Genomic DNA, 22,469 nt, shown 5'->3' with positions numbered 1-22,469 from the left:
GCTTCACAAGGAAAACCGCCATGCGGACGCTCACCGTCGCCGCCGCCCAGATGGGCCCGATCCAGAAGGCCGACAGCCGCGAGAGCGTGATCGCACGGATGATCGCCCTGCTCGACCAGGCGAAGGCGGCCGGGGCCGAGCTCGTGGTCTATCCGGAGCTCGCGCTCACCACCTTCTTCCCGCGCTGGTATCATGAGGATCGCGCCGAGGCGGACATCTGGTTCGACACGCAGATGCCCGGCCCGGCGACGCAAGCCCTCTTCGACCGCGCCCGCGAGCACGGCATCGCGATCAGCTTCGGCTATGCCGAGAAGACGCCGGACGGGCACCATTTCAACACCAGCATCCTGACCGACAAGACCGGCGCCATCGTCGGCAAGTACCGCAAGGTGCATCTGCCCGGCCATGTCGAATACGACACCGAGCGTACGCACCAGCATCTGGAGAAGCGCTATTTCGAGCCGGGCGACCTCGGCTTCCCGGTCTGGCGCGCGCTTGGCGGCATCATCGGCATGGCGATCTGCAACGACCGGCGCTGGCCCGAGACCTATCGGGTGATGGGGCTGCAGGGCGTCGAGATGGTGCTGATCGGCTACAACACCCCCTCGGTGAATTCACAGCGCGGCAACGAGGGAATCGAGAAGCGGCTGTTCCACAACCGCCTCAGCGTCCAGGCCGGGGCCTATCAGAACGCGACCTGGGTCGTCGCGGTGGCCAAGGCGGGCGACGAGGACGGCCACCATCTGTTCGGCGGCTCGCTGATCGTCGATCCCAATGGCGAGATCGTCGCCGAGGCGAAGACCGAGGGCGACGAACTGCTCGTCCATGCCTGCGACCTCGACGAGACGAAGTTCGGCAAGTCGACCATCTTCGACTTCGCCCGCCACCGCCGCATCGAGCATTACGGCCTGATCACCAGCCGCACGGGCGCCGAGCCGCCGCCGGAGGTCTGAGTATTCCGGAGCCAGGCAAGACAGCGTGCAGCAATCAGCCAAGCAGGCAGCAAGCAGGCTGCGCTCTTATGAACCCCTGCTGGGAGGGGTTCATACGGCATTCCAGCGCTCGCATGCTGATAGCACAAGATGCTTGTTCGCCCGTAGGGCTACCGCGGCTTGTCCGTTTCAACGATGCCCAAAGTCGAGGCGATCGCGAGATCGAGGAAATGCGCCATTGAGCGCCCGCCCCGCTCGGCTTCGAGTCGTTCCACGATCCGCTGGTAGAGCACCGGCTCGTCGATCAGGCGAGCGATGGCGTCAGCGATAGCGTCCGCATCGACGCTGCGAGCCAGGACGCCTGTCGTCCCATCACGCACCTGTTCGACAAGCCCACCCACCGGCGTTGCCACGACCGGGACGCCCGCACCGAAAGCCGCGGCGGCGACACCCGACTGACTAGCCTCGACATGCGACAGAACCACAGCGTGCGCTTCTGTGAGAACGAGGGCGATTTCGTCCGCGCTCAACCAGCGATTGACAACTCTTGCTCCTAATCCGGCAAGCCGGTCGCCGTCCGCTCCAAGGGAACCCTCACCATAAACAAGAGGCTCAATCGCGATGCCCCGCTCCCGAAGGCGCTCCACGGCGTCGACGAACAGCGAAAGCCCCTTGTAGGGCATTATGCGCCCAAGGAAGAGAATCCTAAAAGGTTCTCCCGGAGAGGGGCCGGCGTGCCTCGCCGAAGGCCCCGCGTAAGCAAAATCCGGATGAAACAGCACGGTAAGCCGCTCCTCGGAGATGCCTTTCGCCACTCGCAGCTGTTCAGCGACCGATTTGCTCAACGTCAATAATCGGTCGGCGGTACGCAACGGCATATCGAGCAACGGCTTCACCAGACCCGTCCGATCACCTGGATGCATCGCAGCATCATGGATGATTGTTGCGTATTTCGCTCCCTCGGCGCGGATCGCCGGAATCAGGAGGGGCGACCAGACGTGCGGCATCAACTCGATCACAGCTTCGATGCGCTCGGCACGAACGTATTCGGCCAGTCTTCGCCTCAAACTCGGAATGCGCCACAGGCCCAACGCCGCTCCGGCTTCCGACGAGAAGGTGTCGATTGGCAGAAGAGGGGTACCCAACGCCTCAAATTCGCTGAAAGCCTCGTTCTGGCGCGAAACGGAGAAAGTGGTCGCCATGTTCGTGCTAGCGCTCAACGTCCGAGCGGCATCCAACGCGAATTGTGTGAGCGCGCCACGGCGCCCCCAAAACGAAAAAAGCAGACGTCTCTGGACGGCCATCCAATCCTGCCTCAAAATTCCATCAGAATGTGACCGGCGGTCGCCGGGATCGCATTTGCGCTTCGATGCGCATTTCGGTAGTCAGCCGCATCTCAAATTTGAATCCCTTAAATCTGCGATGGACAACATGATGACGCTTCCTGATGCCGGGCGGCGCGCGGCTGTGATCATGGGCCTGATCGGGCAGGATGGCGCATACCTCTCCGAGCTCCTGCTGCAAAGGGATATGATGTGCAAGGCGTAAAGCGCCGCCCATTCTCGTTTAGAACGCAGCGCACCATCGCAAACGTGGTGGCATTCAAGGGCAACCCCGTGTTCGACACATCCAAGCCGGACGTCACGCCCCTGAAGCTCGCATGGCTCGGCTGCGAATCGTACACCTCCCTAACGGACCGGTTGAAGCTCGCTTACCCGGCCTGTCTGGACGGACAGCGGCACGCGGCGTAGCAGATCTGAAATGCCTCAGTTCTCGCTACGCCCCGCGAAAAGAGCAATGTACCGCTGCCTGGCCCTTGGCCTGCGTGCGGCAGGAACGTTCGCCGGGCGCTTTTCTCAGCGCGCCCGAGGTAGCAGCGACTACGTCGCCGGCCTGATCGACCAGGGACGATATACCGAGGTCGATGCACTGCTTGGTCATGTAGCAAAGAAAATCTTCCGCCCGGCTCGTTTAAACGCGTTCTCCCGGCGCAATGCCCTCGCCAGGATAGCGATCGACGCCGCGACAGAGCGCTTCGATTCCACCGGAGTCATCATCGACAAGCAGAAATGGAGGTATCCGAGCGAAGACGCTCCGCTCCTGGTCAGCGTGGTGATCCCCTGCTTCAACTACGGCCGGTATCTCGAAGAGGCCATCGCTTCCGTCCGATCCCAGACGATCTCGTCCTGTGAAATCATCGTGGTCGACGACGGATCGACCGAGGCTGCCACTCGTGCTCTCTTGGACCGCCTCGCGGATGATCCGGGGCTGCATGTCATCCGCCAGGACAATCAGGGGCTGCCGACCGCGCGCAACAACGGCATCGCTGTCGCCAAAGGCGAGTATGTATGCTGCCTCGATGCCGATGACCTGATCGAGCCGACGTATCTCGAATGTGCGATCGCCGTGCTAATGGCAGATCGGGCTGCTGGTTTTGCCTATTCCTACGTACGCATGTTCGGCGACGTTTCCGAGATATGGGAAACGCGCGAATTCGACATTCAGCAAGCCCTGATTGCCAATTTCACCTCCGTCGCCGCCGTCTTCCGTCGGGACGACTGGCGCGAGGTGGGCGGCTATTCTCCTGTGATGCGCGGCGGCTTCGAGGATTGGGAGTTCTGGATCCGACTTGGTTCGCTTGGCCGGCGCGGCCGTGTGATCGCACAACCTCTTTTCCTTCATCGGCGGCATGGCCGGACCATGACGCATGATGCCAAAGATCGGCAGGAAGAGCTTCAGGCGCGTATGCGTTCCCTTAATCCCGAGGTCTTTGAAAATGCGTCTCTGCGACGACGCATCCGACGGGTCACCGCCAAGCCGCCGCGAGACCCGGCGGCGTTCGCGAAGCTATCCTCGGCAATCGCGAGCCGAAACAAGCCGGGATTGCTTGTCGTGGTTCCGTGGCTCCGCCGGGGCGGCGCCGAAGTCCTGCTGCATTCGATACTTCAAGGCTGCCTATCGGACTGGCAAGTCACTCTCGTCACGACGGAAGATGATCCGCATTTGATGAGGACGGAGTTCGCGGCTCTCGACAGCGAGATCTTTCATCTGCACGGCACGATCGATCCAAAGGATCGGATCGCCTTCCTTTCTCATATCGCCACCTCACGGCGCGTTACTCATGTGCTTTCCAGTGGTTCGGCCTGGTTTCTATCGAACCTGCCTGAGCTCAAACGCGGAGCGCTGGCTAGCGCCCGCGTCGCAAACATCCTTCACAACGAGGTCCCAGATTCAACTTTCCGGGCCGCCGTCGCGGCCGGGGCGGCTCTCGATCGGCACATTGCAGTATCTCACCGCACCGCAACCGCACTGGCCTCGGCAGGAGTCTCACCTGCCCGGACCAGTGAAATCAGCAACGGCATCGATGCTGGCCCTTGGCGCGCTGCCGCCTCTCACCGCGCGGCCAGCCGAAGCGGCCTCGGGCTTCTCGAGGCCGATAAGCTTCTCTTATGGGTCGGCCGTTTCGCCCCGGAGAAAAGACCGGAAGCTTTTGTGCATCTCGTTGCAGCCCTGGGCGATAAGACCGACTATCGTGCCATCATGGTCGGTGAAGGACCACTTGAACCCGCGGTGGATGCCGCCATCGCGAGAGCGGGGCTGGGCGCGCGCGTCAGCCGCCTGGGTCATCGCGATGCCTCTGAATTGGGCCTGCTGCTCGCAGCAGCGGACATGCTTGTGCTGACCTCCGCGATCGAAGGTCTGCCGCTCGTCGTGCTGGAAGCTTTGGCAGTCGGGTGCCCCGTTGCTGCAACCAACGTGGGCGACATCTCCCGCGTGCTCCAGCAGGGCGCGGACGGCGTACTGGTCGACGCTGGGCAACCTCTTGCGCTGAGCGAGGCCATCCCCGGCTTCCTAGCCACTTTTGCAGGGGAAGACCAACGCTCCCGCATCCGCGAGCGCTTCCACGCCGGCCCCCACACACTCCCCAGCATGCAGGCCTCATATCTAGCGACGCTGAGAGCGCTTTGATTTAGGATCCCTATCAGTTCACTCTGCAGAATGCGTTGGTCAGTGACGGGTCGCCGTATGATCCGGCAGCAGTCGCAAGCTCGAACTTCGCGGAGATTGACCATCGTGTCGGCCCGGGTTGCCCGGCCGAGCGTGTAACATATAGGGCAGCAAGACGCCCGCCGCAGACGGCCCTTGGCCGAGCCGGCCATTCAGCGCCCGCCCAGCAGCATCCCACAGGAATTGACCCGCCTGCCAAGGCTTGCTGTCGTCCGAAGGCTTCCGTAGTCTTTTGCAGCGACCCCGCAGGCTTCGGCCTGTCGTGCGATGGCGCGCCCCTCAGGTTACGGGTCGCGCATATGCCTTGAATACAGCTTCTCCACGCCTTTGCGACAAGGAGCGTCTTCAATGCTTAAGGAGCAGATTGCGTCACTTTTTCCTGCACACCGCCGTATGCGGCGATGTGAGAATGATTTGCTTGTTAATCCTCGCAATATCAGCACCTGGGTTGAGCTAATTGAATTGATGAAGTCGAAGGACAAACTTTCGAAGCGCGCCGCAACATTAGTAGATTCTCATGAAATCAAAAAGACGGGCCATGCTGTTCACGTGTTTTCTGAGATGATAGCCAACCGCGCCGGGAAGCGCCTGGACGCGTTATCTCGCTCCCCTATTGAGCGGATCGAGGATGCTCTCGATGAAATCGTCAAATGGAAGACGGCCATTCAATGCGGGCATACCCACGATGTCAGCAAGGGATATTTCACCGATGCTGAATCTGTTATAGAATATCAATGGGATAATATAATATATCCTATCATAAAGGATTTTGATTTTACCGAAATAGTTGATCTCGCCTGCGGACACGGTAGAAATACTGAATATCTATCCCGACTCTCAAATAATATTCACTTGGTTGACATAAACCAATCATGCATAGATGCTTGTCGCGATAGATTTAAGCTTTCTTACGATACCGTTCGATTTCATTATCATGTAACAGATGGAAATCACATGAAAATGATTGAATCAGGCACGATTACATTAGTGTATTCATGGGATTCTATGGTCCACTTTGATAAATTAATTGTGAAAGATTACTTATTCGAGATCTCGCGCGTTTTGAAAAATGAAGGCATTGCGTTCCTGCATCATTCTAATTATGGCGAATTCGCCCCCGATAGCGATTGGGCCAAGAATGCTGGAACGCGCTCTGATATGTCAGCGCGCCTGATGCGAGATTACGCGGAGAACGCAGCGCTCGAAGTCGTCGATCAGAAGCTGCAAGGGCGTGCCGAGGGCTGGGGGCAGGACGAGCTCGATTGTGTCTCGATCCTGCGGAAGGTCGGATAGCCCGACAGTGAAAGATCCAGGCTGCACTACGCTGAGTGAGGACATTTGATCCGACCCACCGAGGCTCGGGTAACGAAGTCCGTGCCCTGCAGACACACGCCCGGCGAACCAGCTACTCAGCACACTATCCACAAAGCCGGTATCGCGCATGATGTGCGACATCCAGCAGAAGCTCCAACCGGCCTTATGGAAGTCGTGCTCAAGCGATGCTCGCAGCTCCGGAGCGGGGTGGCGATGGGCGAGCCTGAACAGCTTTGCAAGTCGAAGTCAGCCCTATAACGGCCTTTCCGAGGCGCGCAGCATCAGGGCCAGATCTTCCAGGGAGCCTGTCCACTCGCCCACATCTGCTCAAGATCGCGCTTGTCGCGCAACGTGTCCATCGGGCGCCAGAAGCCGGTGTGGCGATAGGCGGAAAGCTCACCGGTCTTCGCCAGCGCTTCGAGGGGCTCGCGCTCCCAGATCGTCGCGTCGGAGCTGATCAGATCGATCACGGACGGCTCCAATACGAAGAAGCCGCCATTGATCCAACCCATCTCGTTCGCAGGCTTTTCCCGGAAATTCGCGACCGCTCCGCCTTCGAGCTCAAGGATGCCGAAGCGCCCCGGCGACGGCACGGCCGTGACGGTTGCCTTTCGTCCGTGCTTTTGGTGGTGCGCGATCACCTGCCGAATGTCGAGATCCGCCACGCCGTCGCCATAGGTCAGGCAGAACGGTTCGTCGCCAAGCAGGTGTGCGATGCGCTTCACGCGGCCGCCGGTCATGCTGTCGGCGCCGGTATCCACCATCGTGACCTTCCAGCGTTCGCTCGGATGGCCCAGGAATTCGACCTTGTTCGCGCCGAGGTCCACCTGGATGTCGTAATTCTCCATGAAGTAATTCACGAAGTAGTGCTTGATCATCTGCCCCTTGTAGCCACAGCAGATGATGAAGTCGCTCAGCCCGGCTGCTTCGTAGATTTTCATGATATGCCAAAGAATCGGCTTTCCGCCGATCTCGACGAGAGGCTTAGGCCTGACATCCGTTTCTTCTGAGAGGCGCGTACCAAAACCGCCCGCAAGAATCACAACTTTCACTGATTCACCTCTGCCCGCCCGATTCTCGAGGGCCTCCCGTCAGCCTATGTTTCGACAGTGGCCTTAACTCCCGCGGCGGGACCATAAGTGGCTCGCCAATCGAGATCAAACGCCATTTCATCGGGGTCTCCGACCAGATAGGGAATCTCGTCGGCGCGCATTGGCAGGTCGCCGAAGCCGAGATTGTCCAGGGCGACCCCGCAGGCCTCCGCCGCCAGTGTCGCCAGGTCGCGGACGGTGGTTCCGACGCCAGTGCACAGGTTGAGGGCCTTGCTGCCCCGGATCGTCCCGGCCTGCAGCCGCCGGCCGGCGATCGCTATGCCGGCTGTGGCGTCGTCGACATGAATGAAGTCGCGAATCTGGGAGCCCGCGGACAGGCTGACCCTGCGCCCGCTGCCACGTTGCGCGACCAGGCTGGGGATCAGCCTATGCGGTGCTTCCCCCGGACCATAGACGTTGAACAAGCGCAGGTGCCGCATCGGAACGCCGAGGGCAGCAGCCGTCCCCAGCGCCAGCAGGCCGCCTGCAGCCTTGGAGGAGCCGTAGAGCTTTTCGTGTTCGAGCGGCGCTTGCTCGCTCAGGCGCTTCGGTTCGTCGGGCTGGGCATATTCCGCACAGCTTCCGGCGGAAACGACCGCCGCTCCGCAGCCGGCCGCCGCTCGCACGATGGCGGCGCCGAGATCGACATTGACCCGTTGCATCGCCAGCGGATCGCGGTCCTGCGGAGCCACGCCATAGGCCGCCAGATGCATGATCAGCGACGGCGCAACTGCGTGAATGGCGGACCGGAGCGATGCTTCGTCCTCGAGATCGGCTTCCGCGGCACGCAACTCGGCCGGCAGGGCGGAACCGCGCCCGGGCCGCGTCAGGGCCCAGGTCTCGTCCGCGAACGTCCGGCAATGCCGAGCGAGATGCCGACCTATGAAGCCGGAGGCCCCGGTGATGAGGACGCGATCCACTGTCAGGCTTGCGCGAGCAGCGCGGAACGATAGCCGGAGATTTGCTCGAGTGTCGTGGCCCGGGCGGAGCCGGGATCCTCTGCGTGCCGGCGATACCAATCCACCGTCAGAGCCACGGTCCCGGCAAAGTCGATGGGCGGTTGCCAGCCGAGGACGCGGCGCGCCTTGGTGCTGTCGAGATGCAGGAAATGCGTTTCGGGAAAGCTTCCGGGCGTGACGTTGACCTTGATCGGCGTCCATTCCCCCTGCAACGCGTCGAGCAGCGCGGAAACCGGCTTCATCTCATCGCTACGCGGGCCGAAGTTCCAGCTCGCATCGGTCTCCGGCACGCTCAGCAGGTTGTGCGCCAGAACCATGTAGCCATGGACCAGAGCCAGCACATGCTGCCAGGGTCGGATCGCCTGCGGATTGCGGATGGTCAGTCCGGAGCCCGAGACAGTCGCCCTGACGAAGTCGGGGACGATGCGGTTGTCGGACCAATCACCGCCGCCGATGATGTTGCCGCCCCGCGCGGTCGCGATCCTCACGCCATTGCCGCGCGCGGCCAGAGTGGCGCGATAGGAGGCCGCTACGAGCTCGGTGCAAGCCTTGGAGGCGCTGTAGGGGTCCTTCCCGCCCAGCGGGTCCGGCTCCCTATAGCCCCAATGCCAGCTCTGATCGGCATAGACCTTGTCGGTCGTGATACAGACCACGGCCTTGACGCCCGGCGTGTTCCGTGCGGCTTCCAGCACATGGGCGGTGCCAAGCACGTTGGTAGCGAAGCTCTCGATCGGGTCTTCGAAGGCCCGGGAGACGAGCGGTTGCGCCGCGAGGTGAAAGATCACTTCGGGCGTCGCGGCCTCGACTGCCCGCTGGACCGCCGCCATATGGCGAATATCCCCGATCTCCGAAAGGATCCCGTCTCCGATCGCGGCTTCGGAGAAAAGGTTTGGTGAGGTATTGGGCTCAAGCGCCAACCCCGATACCTCGGCGCCAATCGACTTCAGCCAGAGCGACAGCCAGCCGCCGGTGAAGCCCGTATGGCCGGTCACCATCAGCCGGCGTCCGGCCAAGGTCGTTTCGAACGGGAGCAGCGGCACGGGGCTCGCGGACATCAATCACGCCTCGCTGGGACTTCGAATAGCGCCATCCTTCGGATGGCACCGGGCTCGTCATGCCTTGCGCTTGAACCAGAAGCAACCACAGCCATAGTCCTGCGCCATGACGAGGTCGTCCGGGGGCGAGACGATTGGCCCACGCTCGCCCTTCTCTTCGATGAGCGAGAACTCGACCAGCTCCAACGGAGCGAAATAGGAGGCGAATTCCTTGTAGTCGTAGATTCGGTGGGCATTGAACTGGACACGCTTGCGTCCGACCGGCGTGGCGATGAGCAGATCACCTCCGGGAGCAAGGACGCGAACGAGCTCGCCGATGGCTTTTAGGTCACCTGCCGGGTCGATCGGATCGCCGTATCGGCCGAGGCCGATATGCTCAATCACATGCATGCAGGACAAAGACGCGATCGAACGATCCGGGAACGACAAGGCCGTGAGATCGGCAGAGCCGGATTGGAGATCGCTCAGACCGAGAATCGCGGGGCGAAAATCGTAGAAGCGCGTCGGCACAAATGCGGAAACCATCGTGGCGAACTGAAGGATGGAGGCGATATCGACATGCTCTTGCGGCAGGGTCCGCGCCAAGATCCGAGCCGCCCACGCCGGATGGTAGAGATAGTGCCGATCGAACGGCGTCGTCTCCCTCTTGTCGTTGAGCTGCGGCAGCAAATCTTCGTCGCTTACGGAGAAGTCACGATCGACGCTTGCGCTACGATCGCGGAAAGCTGCGAGCTCGCCGAGGAAGCTCTGCTGGTCGCGCTGTTCGCCCCTGCGTCGATCGAGGAAGCTCTGCACAAAGTCCTTTTGCTCGAGGACGTCCTGCAGCCAATACCTCTCATGCAGCGTCTGCGACACGTAGTCGGAGAGTCGGAGAGCCTCGGCGACGAAATCGAGGTTCGCTGGATAGCGTTCCGCAATCTGCTTGTTGGCGAGCCCCTGCAGCGCATAGCGCCGGTCCTCTTTCGGCAGCAGCGCGAGACCAACCTGCGCCCTTGCTGAATCAAGCAGACCTCGCAATTTCCCAAGTGGCCCGAAGGTCGAGTTGTTATCCATCATATCTAGCCTGATCCTCGATCCATCTCGGCGTCGGATTGGATATCGCCCCGCAATATCGCCTCATAGCGCGGAGCGATGGCAGCCCAATTGAAGTCCTGGCGCCAGGCGGCACGACCGGCCGCGCCGAGGCGACGCCGGCGATCATGATCGTCGAGCAGGCTCTGAACGTGCTCGGCAAGCACCGATGGATCGACACGCGTATAGCCGCGCTCATCCTTCTCGGCCGGACAGACCTCGCCGCCACGCGTCCAGCGGACGATCTCGTCCGCGTTGCCGACGGGCACTGTCAGGTAAGGCAGACCGGCGGCACCTGCCTCGAACAAGACCAATGGCGAGTACTCGATGTTCGAAGCAAACACGAACAGATCGGCGGCGAAGAAGGCTTCGACCAGCGCAGTGCGAGGGAGATTGGTCTTCACCACGATCTTGTCGGGCTGCGCCACGCTGTCTGCGATGTGATCGTCGATCGTCTTCGGCGGCAGTACCGGCTTCCACGGGCTCACGAGACGCCTCAGCAGCCGGAAAGGTTCGGGAGCGGCCGACTGGAGCGACCGCATCATGCCGCGCAGGATCCAGAGAGAGCGGTGGTAAAGCCACAACGAGGTCCGCTCGGCGAAGGCCCTGAAACCTCGTTGCATCATGAGTTCCCTGGCGCGTCGCAGGATGCGAAATGCTCTCGCAGTGACCGGAAGGGCTGGCGGAGGCTCGTTCACTATAACGAGTGATTCGGCCTCTTCCGGCAGCGGAACCGGCGGCAGCGGCCACTGACCGTTCAGGACGAGCGCCAGCGAACGCCCGTTGGGCGCGAGTTTCGCAAAGGCCTCGGCGAGCTCCGTGTGCCCCTTCGCGTTGATCGGCGTGCCGACCGTGATGATCATCAACGCGTCGTGAGAAATGCCAAGCCGTTGACGGATGCCCGGCGCCGGAGCCGCCGCAAACTCCACCTCGCTGGCGCCGTTGGGCAGGAAGGAGAGCTTGGTGAGGCCGTGTGCGCGGGCAAAATCCACGTCGCGATATCGCTCGGCGTAGAAGATGAGGCGGTCGAATTTGGCCAGGATCGCTGGCAGTTCCTTGAAATAGGCCTGATAGGCCGGTTCATAGAGGCCGGAGAAGCCGCAGGGAATGAAGACCTTGCGTGCCTTGATCGTATCGAGCGCCGGCCAAGCGGCATCGAAAGTCCATTGCTGCGCGGCCTTGATCAGGATCGCATCACCATCGAATGCCTTGAGGAAGTCGACATAGCGCTGGGTGTCGCCTCGCAGGCCGTTGGCGCGATTGCCGGAAATGTCGAACTCTTCGATCTTCACGCCGTTGTGGATCGTGAAGTCACGCTCCGGCAGCCTCGTGGTGCAGACGGTGACGTCATGCCCGGCGGCGACGAAGCGCTCGGCGAGCTGGCGCATAACCTCCTGAACGCCGCCGCGACTGGGGTGGTAGAATTCACAGGCCAGAAGGAGCCGCATCGGTCTTCTCTTCATGCGTTCAACGGGAAAGCCGCGACCTGACCCAGCCCTTCAGCGCGCCCGGCACCGGCAGGCCGCGGCCGAGAGCGATCAGAGGCTTCGCCCAGCCGGGCAATTTGCGGGCATGGATGAAATGGTGGCGGGCATTAGCGAGCATCACGTCGCGGTGCTTCTCCAGATCCCCCGTCGGGGCACGCTGGGCGATCACCTCACAAGCTCCCGTGATCCTCGCGCATACGGCCTCGATGTCCGCCGTGGCGGAAAGACGATCATAGGCGGCGTGCAGGAGGGCGGCGGCGTCGTGGCATGCCCGATCGGGTGCATCGAGCCTGTTCCACCAGGCGATGTTCTCTGCGCAGAGCAGCAGCAGCTTCTCGAGAAAGGGATTCGCGCCGTCGCGCGACATGCTGGACGGCATTTCGCGGTAGAATACCAACCGCTCAGGGAGGTTGACCACGTCATAGGCCCGCGCGATGCGCGACCAAAGTTCGAAGTCCTCCGGCGGCTGGCGGTTCGGGTCGGTCGTGTAGACACCGACCTTGTCGAGCGCCTCGCGCCGCATCATGACCGAAGAATGCACGAAGGGATTGTTGGCCAGCAGGTCGACCAGAAGTGCGCCAGTGTCGATCGGGTGATCGTGGTTGCGGCCGGTCGGAGCATTCCCGATCCAGATTTCCGCTCGCGTGCCGAGCAGACCGCAGCGCGGATGCTGGTCGAGGAAGCGAACCTGCCTCTCCAGCCGATCCGGCGCCGAGAGATCGTCGTGGTCCTGTCGGGCGATATAGCACCCCCGGGCGAGTGAGATGCCGTGGTTCAACGCGCCGGCGAGCCCAATGTTCTGATCGAGATCGACGATGCGCAGCCGCGCATCCCCGGTCTCGCTTGCGATCGCATGAAGTCGGGCCCGCGTGTCGTCCCGGAAGGAGCCATTGTCGATTACAATGAACTCGAAATCGGTGAAGCTCTGGTCGAGGATGCACTTGATCGCCGCGGGCGCCAATTCAGCGCCATTGTAGACCGACATGATGACGCTGACGATCGGCGCGCTCACAGCCGCACCCAGCCTTCAGGCACGAGGTCCTTCGTGTCGTTCGTGCTCGCGGCGAACCACGTCGCCGGCGCCACGACGATCTTGGCCGGCGACGGGTTGAGCCAGGCCCCCCACCAACTGAACGACGAGTTGGCGATCACATGGTGCCGGCAGAGCGACATCAGCTGCATGTCGCGGAAGCCGCGATCCGCGGCGTTCGCGACGACATAGGTCGTGGGTAGGTCGAGCTTCAGGTTATCGCGGGTCCAGTCATGATCATCCGAAAAGACAAACAGATGCGGTTCAGCGACCTTATCCTGAATATACGCGACCGCCGCCCGGTAGTAATCGAGCGAGCAGATGCCATGATAGGAATTGGTGTGGCTGTCGCTGACATAATCGCCGCGCCGCACATGCAGCGAGACGGCGTTGAGCTTGCCGATATCGGCAGCGACGGCGGCGTTATCCGGATCCAGCACCTCGCGCGGCGTCAGCTCCTTGCGAATAACGTGGGCGGCGTCGATGAAGTAGCGTTCGCTCTGCCAGTACCCGTCCATGAAGATCGGCAGTGACTGCCGCGCCAACTCCGGGTCATAGTGGTAATGCGGCTCGCGGTAGTGCTGCGCGGGGCGCGGTCGCAAGCGAGCCAGAACCCTGTCCAGCAGCCCGCTCGCCGGCTGGTGCGTGTCGATGGCCGCGACTTCCTCGGGCGTGGCAATGCCCGCAACGATCGGATAGGCGTCGAGTTCGTAGCGTCGTAGCCCGTAACTCTCGAAGCCGGAGAGATCGAGCTTCACCTGCGCTTCGTGGCGCAGGGCGAGCGCGCGTGCCGCTGCATATTGAAACAACTGGTTGCCGAGCCCGCCGATCAGGCGAACGGTGATGGTTGACACGAAAATGCTCCTGAGCCGGACGCTCAATAAACCGATGCGTGGCAGTATCTCAACCCACTTCTAGCCTGCCAGCTCTACGACACGCGTGCTCCGCGCAGGTTGGGGCTTGTCTTGTCAACCGCCCTCGCCGCCTCTAGACCAGCAACCTCCGACGCTTTCGGACAAGAGAAAGTCGCGCTGAAATGATCCTCAGAACCGTCGGTGGCAGGCCGAATCTACCATATCAGGCCTGGCGCAAGGATGTGCACTCCCAATCGGGAGAGGACGGAATCATTGAGCACATTCTGGGCGCGATTCAATGCCGGTCTGGATACTTTGTAGAGTTCGGCGCCTGGGACGGGCGCCATCTCTCGAATTCAGCACGACTTGCCGATGAAGGCTGGGCTGGTTGCTTCATAGAAGGCAGCGCCGAACGTTTTCAAGATCTTCTCAAGAACTACGCTGACAACGATAAGATCTACAAGCTCAACGCGCTCGTCGAGGGAAGCGGCAAAAACTGCCTGGACAACCTGCTCGATATCGCGAAGGCGCCGCCGACGTTCGATGTTCTGTCAATCGACATCGACGGAAACGACTATCATGTCTGGAACGGGCTGGTTCGTCACAAGGCAAAGCTCGTCGTCGTCGAGTTCAACCCATCGATTCCTGCTCACGTCGTCTACGTGCAGGACGAAGACCCATCCATCAATCGCGGTGCCTCGCTGGCCGCTTTGACCGAGCTCGCCAAGGAAAAGGGCTACGACCTTGTCGCAGCGACCGATTGGAACGCCTTCTTCCTGCAGTGCAGCTTGATCGACGACTTCGGCATTCCAACCTATACGCCGGCGCAGGTGAAAAACCCCGAATACGAGGCTGCGATCTTTCACGGCTTTGATGGAACGCTGGTCGTGGCTGGCAAGCGCGAACTGATCTGGCACGGCATTGGCTATGACGCCGAGGAATTGCAGATTCTTCCGCCCTCGCTGCGCCGCATCCCGATCGCTCAGGATACAGCGTATTTCGAGGAGTTGCAGGAGTTCATCGCCAGCCGGCGCAGCGCCCCTCAGAACTAAGCGGCTTCGCCGCCCTTGCGGAAATTCGCAACGAGAACATCGGCAAACGCGAGCGCCAGTTTGAGGCGGCCAGTCCCAATCGCTCGCAGAAGCATGGCAACCTGATCCCTTGCGGGGATCTTCTCAGCAAACCCCCGCAGGAAGGCGCGAGACTTTTCCTGATGTTCGGCGCTCAGAGTGGCGGCCGCATGGGCCAACGCATACTCGTAGTACGCGCGGTCATGGTTTTGTTCGAACACACGCGAGATCTGCGACGGCAAATCGGTGCTGATGTTGATCAATGGCTCGTGAAGATACTCGAAATCGCCACCCAGCTCGACGATGGCGCGTCGATAGAATTCCAGATCAGACAGCCAAAGATATGTCGGGTCGAATCGGGAAGTGAGGCTGGCATCAATCGCAACGACGCTTGGCGCTCCGATAAAGTTCGCGAACAGGATCTCGTTCGGATCTTGCTTGAGACGCGCGATCTGCTCTGCCCCTGCTGAGTGGACGAAGCGCAGCCCGCCATCCGCGGAGCGCGCGTTGCACGCCCCAAAAACGAGTTTGGATCGCCCGCCGAGGATCGGTTCCGCAAAGCGTGCCAGAGCGTCGTCGCCTGCAAGCCAATCGTCATGGTGGAGGATCTTGCGGACCTGCCCGCGTCCGCGCCTGATCGCCTCGTTCCAGTTTGCGACTGCGCCCATCTGCCGCTCGTTCCGGTAGTATCGGACACGCTCGTCGGAGAGCAGAGGCATCATCGCCGCCTGCACCGCATCGCTCCGCGAGTCGTCCGTAACGACGATCTCGAAATCGCATCCGACCTGGCGCTGAACCGAATGAATGGCACGCATCGCCAGGTCAGGCTGCTCGTAAGTCGGGATGCAGACGGAGACGGCCGGCGTCATTTCCAAATGGCCTTGCCGATCGGCGTGTGACCGTAGCGTCGCTTGAGATGCTCGCGGAACAACCGCGATTGAGTTGCGGTCCCCACCGGTTCGATCGAGCCGATCTCCCCGCTGCCGATCGAGCAAACCGCCAAAAACTGGTACGTCATGGGATAAGAGGTCGGTGCCATCGCAAAGAGCGCCGCCGCCGCCTGCGGCATCGTCATGCGGTCGAGCGCATCCGGATAGTGGTCGCGATTGAGGCACAGAAGCCTATCGATCTTCAGGCCGGACGCCGCCAGAACGGCGCTCAGGCTCCTGATATTGAAGAACCTCATATGCGTGCTCTCGAGAATGCCTGATTTGGAGTACTCGAACTCGCCGTTCAGCAGGCCCAGCCTGACAGAGTTGTGGCAGATATTCGGCGTGCTGATCACGAATTTCGCCGTCGGCGCCGCTGCCGCCACCAGCGCCTTCAGGTTGATGTCGGGAAACGGCATGTGTTCGATAACATCGGCGAAAATGAACCAGTCATAGTCGCGAATGCGGGGCTGCGAGAGAATGTCTTCCAGCATGCACTGGTCGTAGCGGCGATAGTGCCGAACACCCGGGTTGTCGGCTGCGATCGCCGGGTCGATCCCGTCAGCCTGGACATCGGGATTCTCCTTGAGAAGGCGACCGAGAATCCCCGCCCCGGCGCCGACATCGAGCACGGTGCCACGATTGACGAGCTCGAAGATTCGCCCGAGGGGCCCGCAGGGATCAGCCTTGACCCATTTCAGAAGGTCGGGGTGTTCGCTGTAGCTGTCGGGCAGCCGGCTGAAAATGCTGGGGCCGGCGTTCTCGGTCATGTCCGTCTCCAGAACGCGCCCGTATCGTCGATGTTGACGATCTCGTCCCGGATGCTCCGGCTTTCTCGGAAGTCCGCGACTGCCTGCTGACAAGGAGGCAGGCAGTAGTCGTCAATGATGACGAACCCGCCGGGAGAAAGCTTGTCGTAGAGCGCGGTGAGGGCGTCCATAGTGGAGCCGTACATGTCTCCGTCCAAGCGCATGATGGCCAGCTTGCCCAGCGGAGCCGCAGGCAGAGTGTCCTTGAACCAGCCCTTGAGAAACTCGACACGCGAGTCAAGCAGGGCATAGCGGGCGAAATTCTCCTTCACCTGCTCCAGCGAGATCGCCAGCTCGGGATAAGTGTGATGGACGTCTCCGGCATCAGCCGAGTACTGCGGATCGGGCGCCGGCAGGCCCTCGAAGGAGTCCGCCACCCAGATCCTGCGCCCTTCGTCGGCGAGAGCGAGGAGGCAGCCGCGCATGAAGATGGTCGCCCCGCCGCGCCAGACGCCCGTCTCGATCAGGTCGCCCGGCACCGCATCCGCGACCACCCGCTCGACACAATGCTGGATGTTGTCGAGGCGTTTCCGCCCGATCATCGAATGCGCCATTGGAGAGGGTGGCCAGATGCGTCCAAGCTCACGGGCCTCGGGATCGATCCTGCGAGGGATCGCGATAATCTCGCCGGGTTGCGCCGCGACGCTGGCTGCCGCGGCGGCCGGAATCTGCCGGCGCGAATACTCGTGATCGGCATAGATTTCGTTCAGGAGGCTTCTCTTCAGAAGCTCCAGATAGGCGCTGGCGGGAGCAGAAAGGCTGCTGTCAGGCATTCGGAGCTATCCTACTGGGAGAAATTGACGGGAAAACGCGTGGCGCCATGCTCATTGCGCCACGGAATCCCGGCGAGCTCGGCCGTTCCAGAAACGCGGAACGCTCCACAATGAACGATGGAGTCCACCGTGGTGCTTGCATTGATCAGGGCGAGGCTCAAGAGATAGCTTCCTGCCCTGAGACGCATGTCGTCAATGGCGATCCGGGCCTTGTAGGTTCCGCGGTTCGTGGGATAGCGAACGCCTTCCCAAGACGACACGGCAGTGAAAACGCGCGTCCCGGCCGCCGTGTCGATGCCGATGGCCAGATCGAGCGTCCCGGCTCCCGGAAGATCGTCCAGTACTTCGAACGTCACCTCGACTTCGAGGCCGTGCCCGGAGGTAATGCACTGTAGGCCTTCCGCCTGCACTTGCCCGAAAACATTGAGCTCGACCACCCTGGCCTCGCCAGTGCCGCCACGATCCGCCGGGTTGTCCAGGCTGCGCTCATGCGGCGGGACGATGACGATGCCGGCAGCCTCAATGACATCGTGCTCATACTCCTCCGTCGCCTCTTGAACGGAACTGAAGGACACCGCACGGCCGTGCTCCAGATAGAGGGCCTTCTGGCACATCTGATTGATGGTTGCCATGGAATGGCTGACAAAGATCACCGTGCGGCCTTCCTTCGTCAGATCCTTCATCCGCATTTCGCACTTCTTCTGGAAGCCCTGATCGCCCACGGCCAGGACCTCGTCGAGGATGAGGATGTCGGGATCGAGCCAGGCCGAGACCGAGAAGGCGAGCCTGACATACATGCCGCTCGAATAATGCTTCACCGGGGTGTCGATGAACTTCTCGACTCCCGAGAAATCGACGATCTGGTCGAACTTCCTGCGAATCTCGGTCCTCGGCATGCCCAGGATCGCACCGTTGAGGAAGATATTCTCCCGCCCCGACAGCTCGGGGTGAAACCCCGTTCCCACTTCAAGCAGGCTGGCGACCTTGCCGCGGATCTCGGCGCGCCCTTCAGTGGGCGAGGTGACCCGGCTCAGAATCTTGAGCAGGGTCGATTTCCCGGCGCCGTTGGCCCCGATAATGCCGATGCGCTCGCCCGCCTGGACATCGAAGCTGACGCCCCTCAGTGCCCAGAATTCCTTCTTCCGGGCCTCGGACGCGCCGGAATCCGCTTCGGTCATCGCGTGGACGCCCCCGGCGTCGCTCTTGCGGCCGAGCAGTTGATCCACGCCGCGCGCCAGTCGCTCGCGAACGGTGCCCACGGACGGGGAGCCACCACGGTTAATGGAGTAGAGCTTGCCGAGATTCTCGACTCTGAGCGCGTAGTCCATGGCTCACATCATATCCGGGAAGGAGTCTTCCATCTTGCGGAAGACCTTGATGCCGACCGCGACAGACGCAACCGCGAAGACGATCGAGACCAGGATGCTGGGCGGATAGATGATGTCCGTGCGCCCGAGAATGCACCAGCGGAATGCGTCGATGATGCCGACCATCGGGTTCAGCGCGTACACCATCTGCCATTTCGGCGAAACGAGGCTGGTCAGATAGGCCACCGGGCAGATGAAAACGCCGACCTGGAGCACGATCGGGATTAGCTGGCGCAGATCGCGATAGCGGGTGTTCAGCGCCGCGGCGATCAGCCCCAGCCCGAGCGCGCACGCCACGGCGAGCAGCGTAACGAAGGGCAACAGAAGGAACTGCGGCTTCGGCCACAGCCCGAACCAGAGCATCAGCCCGAAGACAAGCAGGAACGCAATGAGATGGTCAACGACGCAGACCACGACCGAGCTCAGGGGAATCACGAGCCTCGGGAAGTAAATCTTCTGAACCAGATGCGCGTTCGCCAGCAAGCTGTCGCTCGAGACGATCAGAACCAGCGAGAACAGCTGCCAGGGCAGAAGGCCGGTCAACACCACGAGAGTGTACGGTACCCCCTCCGATGGCAACTGCGCCAGGATGCCGAAGACGAAGGTGTAGACGAGGATCGAGGCGAGTGGTCGCAGAACCGTCCAAGCCACGCCGATAATCGTCTGCTTGTAGCGGACGAGCAGGTCGCGCCAAGCCAGAAAGTAGAACAGTTCGCGCTCGCGCCAGATATCTCGCCAGTAGGTGCCGTCCTGGCGCTCCGCCGAGATGACTGTTAGCTCTTTCGACAAGGCACACGCACTCCGAAGTCTGCCAGCAAAGGGCGCTCGAACCCCTTCACCGCTTGCGATCGTCGATCAGGAAGCGCGCCTCTCAATACCGCTGCGAGGCCGATGTCAACCGCGCCGCCGCAAAGGCGCCAAGCGCCCCGCTTCTAGGAAGTCGTGAGGCTTTCCCAGTCATAGGCGTGACGGATGATCGTATCGAGATTCTCATAGCGCGGAATCCAGCCGATGTCGCGGCGAAGCTGGGAAGCCTCGGCGATGACCGAGGGAGCGTCGCCCGGACGCCTCGGGGCCTGGCGCACCTCGACCTTGCACCCGGCGATGTTCTCGACCGATCGGATCACTTCTCTCACGGAATAGCCGCGCCCGTAGCCGGCATTGACCAGCAGGTTCCGCGAGCCTGCCCGGAGGGAGTCCAGAACGGCAGCATGGGCACTGGCCAGATCGGAGACATGGATGTAGTCGCGTACGCCGGTGCCGTCTGCCGTGGGGTAGTCCTGGCCGAAAACCTCCACATAGGGCCGCGTGCCAAGAGCGGCCTGGAGGGCGACCTTGATCAGATGCGTCGCGGCGGGGTTGCTCTGCCCGGTTCTGCCGGCCGGATCGGCGCCCGCGACGTTGAAGTAGCGCAGGATCGCGTAGCGCAGGCCGTGCGCCACCGCCGTATCGCGCAGCATCCATTCGCTTACGAGTTTGGACGTGCCGTAGGGCGAGAGCGGGTTTGTCGGATCGGTTTCCCGGACGGGCTCCAGCGTCGTTTCGCCATAGACCGCGGCCGTCGAGGAAAAGATGAACTCGCCAACCTGCCCCGCTACGCAGGCTGCGAGCAGGGTGCGCATCTTCACCGTGTTGGCGAGGTAGTAGCCGAGCGGATCAACCATCGATTCGGGCACGACAATCCGGGCTGCAAAGTGGATGACCGAGCGCACCGCATGCTCGCGCAGGACCCCCGCGACGGTTTCGAAGTCGCCGATGTCGCCAACGATCAGCGGAACGCCGGCGGGGACGGCCGCCCGGTTGCCAGTCGAGAGATTGTCGATGACCACGACCGTCTCGCCACGAGCCAGCAACTCCAGAACCATGTGGCTGCCGATGTAGCCCGCCCCGCCTGTAACCAGAATGCTCATAGTTCCGTCGTCTGATCTAAATGGAAGGAGGCGCCGATCCACTATCATCCAAGATGACAGAAGGCTGGCGGAGAGCAGGCATCACCAGATAAGTGCCCTGCATCATGGAGCACGTCAGCGTATGAGTGCCGGCGGATGAAAATATTGGAGCGGGCGATCGGGATCGAACCGACGACATTCAGCTTGGGAAGCTGACGTTCTACCACTGAACTACGCCCGCATGCCCTTCGCGCTGGCGAAGCAACGCGCGGCATGCCCGCGTTCATAGCGGGTCGCGATGCGGGTGTCATCCGGGAATCGTCAGCGGCGCCCCTTGCCAGGCGCTGCCGGGACTTTTGGGTCGGCGTCGGCCGTTGAGAGCAGGCATTCCCTCGGCATCCGCCATCGCCACGGACCGCCGAGCAAACGACGCTGAAGCCCCCTGTCTCAGCCGAAGCTGAACACGGCCCAGATCGGCGAAGAACTCTTCTTTGCCGTCGCCGCCCGCGCAGGTGGTGCTGCGTACGCAGCCAAAGCCATGCGGTCAGCGCAACGACGTGCTCGGAGCAGTGTCGCTGGCCACTTCAGCCCTTGAAGTGCTTCGACAGCTTGAGGGCCTGGCCCTGGTAGTTCGAGCTCAGCCCTGCGCCATAGAGCGCCTCCGGCCGCCCGGCCATGGTCTCGTAGACCAGCCGGCCGACGATCTGGCCGTCCTCGATGATGAAGGGCACGTCGCGGGAGCGGACCTCGAGCACGGCGCGGGCACCCTGGCCGCCGGCGGCGCTGTGGCCGAAGCCTGGGTCGAAGAAGCCGGCGTAGTGCACGCGGAATTCGCCGACCAGCGCGTCGAAGGGCGTCATCTCGGCCGCGTAGTCGGGCGGGACGTGAACGGCTTCCTTCGAGGCGAGGATGTAGAACTGGCCGGGATCGAGGATCATGCTGCCCGCGCCATCGTCCGGGATAGGCTCCCAGAAATCAGCCGCGCGATAGGCGCCGACGCGGTCGACGTCGATCAGCGCCGTATGATGCTTGCCGCGATAACCCAGAAGACCGCCGAAGCCCGACAGATCGACGCTGACGGCAACGCCGCCCTGGAAGGAAGGCTCCGATGCGCTGACCAGCGTTTCGCGAGCGTGGAGCTCTCCCAGCGCCTTGTCGTCAAGGCGGGCCTCGCCGGCGCGGAAGCGGATCTGCGACAGGCGCGAGCCGGAGCGCACCAGCACCGGGAAGGTGCGCGGCGAGATCTCGATGAAGAGCGGGCCGTCATAGCCGTCCTCGACCAGGTCGAACTCACGGGCACGGTCGGTGATGACGCGGGTGAAGACGTCGAGCCGGCCGGTCGAGCTCTTCGGGTTGGCTGCGGCGCGCAGGCCCCTGGGCAGGTTCAGACCCTCCATCAGCTCGGCGATATAGACGCAGCCGGTCTCCAGCACGGCCCCGTTGGTCAGGTCGATCTCGTGCAGGGAGAGGTCCTCGATGCGGCTGCGCACCGTGCGTTCCGGCCCCGGCAGGAAGCTCGCGCGGACGCGATAGGCGCGCTCACCGAGGCGCAGATCGAGGCTCGCTGGCTGGATCTGCGTCTCCGCTGGCGGGCGGGCAAGACGGATCACGCCCTGCTCGATGAAGGCGCGAATGGAGCTGTCGGGCTGGATGCCGGGCTTGAAGGGCAGCATGCGAAATCCGCGAGGACAATCGGCCATAGCTAGCGAAGCGCCCGGCAAAGGCCAAGCTTGCGCGAGGGGGCAGCGGCCGGACCGGCGGGGTTGTCCACGCCGGAATCGCGGTATGACCGGCATTGACGCCGGCGCCGGCTCCCCGATAACAGAGCGAT

20 protein-coding genes and 1 tRNA gene are annotated in these 22,469 nt (G+C 62.1%); 5 read left to right on the top strand and 16 right to left on the bottom strand.

Going from position 1 to position 22,469, the window contains the following annotated elements:
- The first annotated feature begins 20 nt into the window (after positions 1-20).
- Entirely contained in the window at positions 21-953 is a 933-nt protein-coding gene (locus tag BoBH3_RS17000) for an N-carbamoyl-D-amino-acid hydrolase (RefSeq protein ID WP_262332028.1), read from the top strand.
- A 149-nt stretch (positions 954-1,102) separates the two neighbouring features.
- Here BoBH3_RS17000 and BoBH3_RS16995 read toward each other — a convergent pair whose 3' ends face one another.
- Positions 1,103-2,134, bottom strand: coding sequence for a glycosyltransferase (locus BoBH3_RS16995; RefSeq protein ID WP_262332027.1), 1,032 nt, complete (start codon positions 2,132-2,134; stop codon positions 1,103-1,105).
- Here BoBH3_RS16995 and BoBH3_RS16990 point away from each other — a divergent pair.
- The 3 genes from BoBH3_RS16990 (at position 2,133) to BoBH3_RS16980 (ending at position 6,233) form a co-directional block, all read left to right on the top strand.
- Positions 2,133-2,480, top strand: a complete 348-nt coding sequence (locus BoBH3_RS16990; protein ID WP_262332026.1) for a hypothetical protein — start codon at positions 2,133-2,135, stop codon at positions 2,478-2,480. The two genes, BoBH3_RS16995 and BoBH3_RS16990, sit on opposite strands and share 2 nt — an antisense overlap.
- Before the next feature lie 249 nt (positions 2,481-2,729).
- Positions 2,730-4,901 (top strand): glycosyltransferase, encoded by a 2,172-nt coding sequence (locus BoBH3_RS16985; protein WP_262332025.1) that lies wholly within the window; start codon positions 2,730-2,732, stop codon positions 4,899-4,901.
- Positions 4,902-5,288: 387 nt separating this feature from the next.
- Positions 5,289-6,233 carry a class I SAM-dependent methyltransferase gene (locus BoBH3_RS16980; RefSeq protein WP_262332024.1) on the top strand — a complete coding sequence of 315 codons (945 nt, stop codon included), beginning with the start codon at positions 5,289-5,291 and terminating at the stop codon, positions 6,231-6,233.
- Positions 6,234-6,535: 302 nt separating this feature from the next.
- Here BoBH3_RS16980 and rfbF read toward each other — a convergent pair whose 3' ends face one another.
- From rfbF to BoBH3_RS16945, 7 genes are read right to left on the bottom strand one after another with little or no spacing between them, the layout of a single operon-like run.
- Complete coding sequence (rfbF, locus tag BoBH3_RS16975; RefSeq protein WP_262332023.1) at positions 6,536-7,306, bottom strand: glucose-1-phosphate cytidylyltransferase; 771 nt, start codon at positions 7,304-7,306, stop codon at positions 6,536-6,538.
- Between the two features lie 44 nt (positions 7,307-7,350).
- A complete protein-coding gene (locus BoBH3_RS16970) occupies positions 7,351-8,265 on the bottom strand; it encodes an NAD-dependent epimerase/dehydratase family protein (protein WP_262332022.1) in 915 nt (304 codons plus the stop codon).
- Between the two features lie 2 nt (positions 8,266-8,267).
- Positions 8,268-9,359, bottom strand: coding sequence for a CDP-glucose 4,6-dehydratase (gene rfbG, locus BoBH3_RS16965; protein WP_262332021.1), 1,092 nt, complete (start codon positions 9,357-9,359; stop codon positions 8,268-8,270).
- 57 nt (positions 9,360-9,416) lie between these two features.
- A complete protein-coding gene (locus BoBH3_RS16960) occupies positions 9,417-10,415 on the bottom strand; it encodes a DUF268 domain-containing protein (RefSeq protein WP_262332020.1) in 999 nt (332 codons plus the stop codon).
- Between the two features lie 2 nt (positions 10,416-10,417).
- A complete protein-coding gene (locus BoBH3_RS16955) occupies positions 10,418-11,878 on the bottom strand; it encodes a glycosyltransferase family 4 protein (RefSeq protein ID WP_262332019.1) in 1,461 nt (486 codons plus the stop codon).
- A gap of 19 nt (positions 11,879-11,897) precedes the next feature.
- A complete protein-coding gene (locus BoBH3_RS16950; protein WP_262332018.1) occupies positions 11,898-12,929 on the bottom strand; it encodes a glycosyltransferase family 2 protein in 1,032 nt (343 codons plus the stop codon).
- Complete coding sequence (locus BoBH3_RS16945) at positions 12,926-13,801, bottom strand: alpha-1,2-fucosyltransferase (protein WP_262332017.1); 876 nt, start codon at positions 13,799-13,801, stop codon at positions 12,926-12,928. The genes BoBH3_RS16950 and BoBH3_RS16945 overlap by 4 nt, the downstream gene beginning before the upstream one ends.
- A gap of 182 nt (positions 13,802-13,983) precedes the next feature.
- Here BoBH3_RS16945 and BoBH3_RS16940 point away from each other — a divergent pair, with 182 nt between their 5' ends.
- On the top strand, positions 13,984-14,853 hold the full coding sequence (locus tag BoBH3_RS16940; RefSeq protein WP_262332016.1) for a hypothetical protein: 870 nt from the start codon (positions 13,984-13,986) through the stop codon (positions 14,851-14,853).
- On the opposite strand, the gene BoBH3_RS16935 is transcribed toward BoBH3_RS16940, so the two are convergent.
- The 8 genes from BoBH3_RS16935 to BoBH3_RS16900 all read right to left on the bottom strand — a co-directional run bounded on the left by BoBH3_RS16935 (position 14,850) and on the right by BoBH3_RS16900 (position 22,311).
- A complete protein-coding gene (locus tag BoBH3_RS16935; protein WP_262332015.1) occupies positions 14,850-15,740 on the bottom strand; it encodes a glycosyltransferase family 2 protein in 891 nt (296 codons plus the stop codon). The two genes, BoBH3_RS16940 and BoBH3_RS16935, sit on opposite strands and share 4 nt — an antisense overlap.
- Positions 15,737-16,570, bottom strand: a complete 834-nt coding sequence (locus BoBH3_RS16930; protein WP_262332014.1) for a class I SAM-dependent methyltransferase — start codon at positions 16,568-16,570, stop codon at positions 15,737-15,739. Before BoBH3_RS16930 ends, BoBH3_RS16935 begins: the two co-directional genes overlap by 4 nt.
- Positions 16,567-17,382, bottom strand: a complete 816-nt coding sequence (locus BoBH3_RS16925; RefSeq protein ID WP_262332013.1) for a TylF/MycF family methyltransferase — start codon at positions 17,380-17,382, stop codon at positions 16,567-16,569. Before BoBH3_RS16925 ends, BoBH3_RS16930 begins: the two co-directional genes overlap by 4 nt.
- A gap of 11 nt (positions 17,383-17,393) precedes the next feature.
- A complete protein-coding gene (locus tag BoBH3_RS16920) occupies positions 17,394-18,710 on the bottom strand; it encodes an ABC transporter ATP-binding protein (RefSeq protein ID WP_262332012.1) in 1,317 nt (438 codons plus the stop codon).
- Positions 18,711-18,713: 3 nt separating this feature from the next.
- Positions 18,714-19,538, bottom strand: coding sequence for an ABC transporter permease (locus BoBH3_RS16915; RefSeq protein ID WP_262332011.1), 825 nt, complete (start codon positions 19,536-19,538; stop codon positions 18,714-18,716).
- A gap of 143 nt (positions 19,539-19,681) precedes the next feature.
- Positions 19,682-20,659 (bottom strand): UDP-glucose 4-epimerase GalE, encoded by a 978-nt coding sequence (galE, locus tag BoBH3_RS16910; RefSeq protein WP_262332010.1) that lies wholly within the window; start codon positions 20,657-20,659, stop codon positions 19,682-19,684.
- A 145-nt stretch (positions 20,660-20,804) separates the two neighbouring features.
- Positions 20,805-20,879 (bottom strand) — tRNA-Gly (locus tag BoBH3_RS16905).
- 343 nt (positions 20,880-21,222) lie between these two features.
- Positions 21,223-22,311: a 2'-deoxycytidine 5'-triphosphate deaminase gene (locus BoBH3_RS16900; RefSeq protein ID WP_262332009.1), complete on the bottom strand. Its 1,089-nt coding sequence runs from the start codon at positions 22,309-22,311 to the stop codon at positions 21,223-21,225.
- Positions 22,312-22,469: the final 158 nt, after the last annotated feature.

The organism is Allobosea sp. BH3 (genome assembly GCF_025499465.1).
Taxonomy (GTDB): Bacteria; Pseudomonadota; Alphaproteobacteria; order Rhizobiales; family Beijerinckiaceae; genus Allobosea.
Note: the sequence above shows the minus strand (reverse complement) of the source record. Positions and strands in the feature narration are given on the sequence as shown.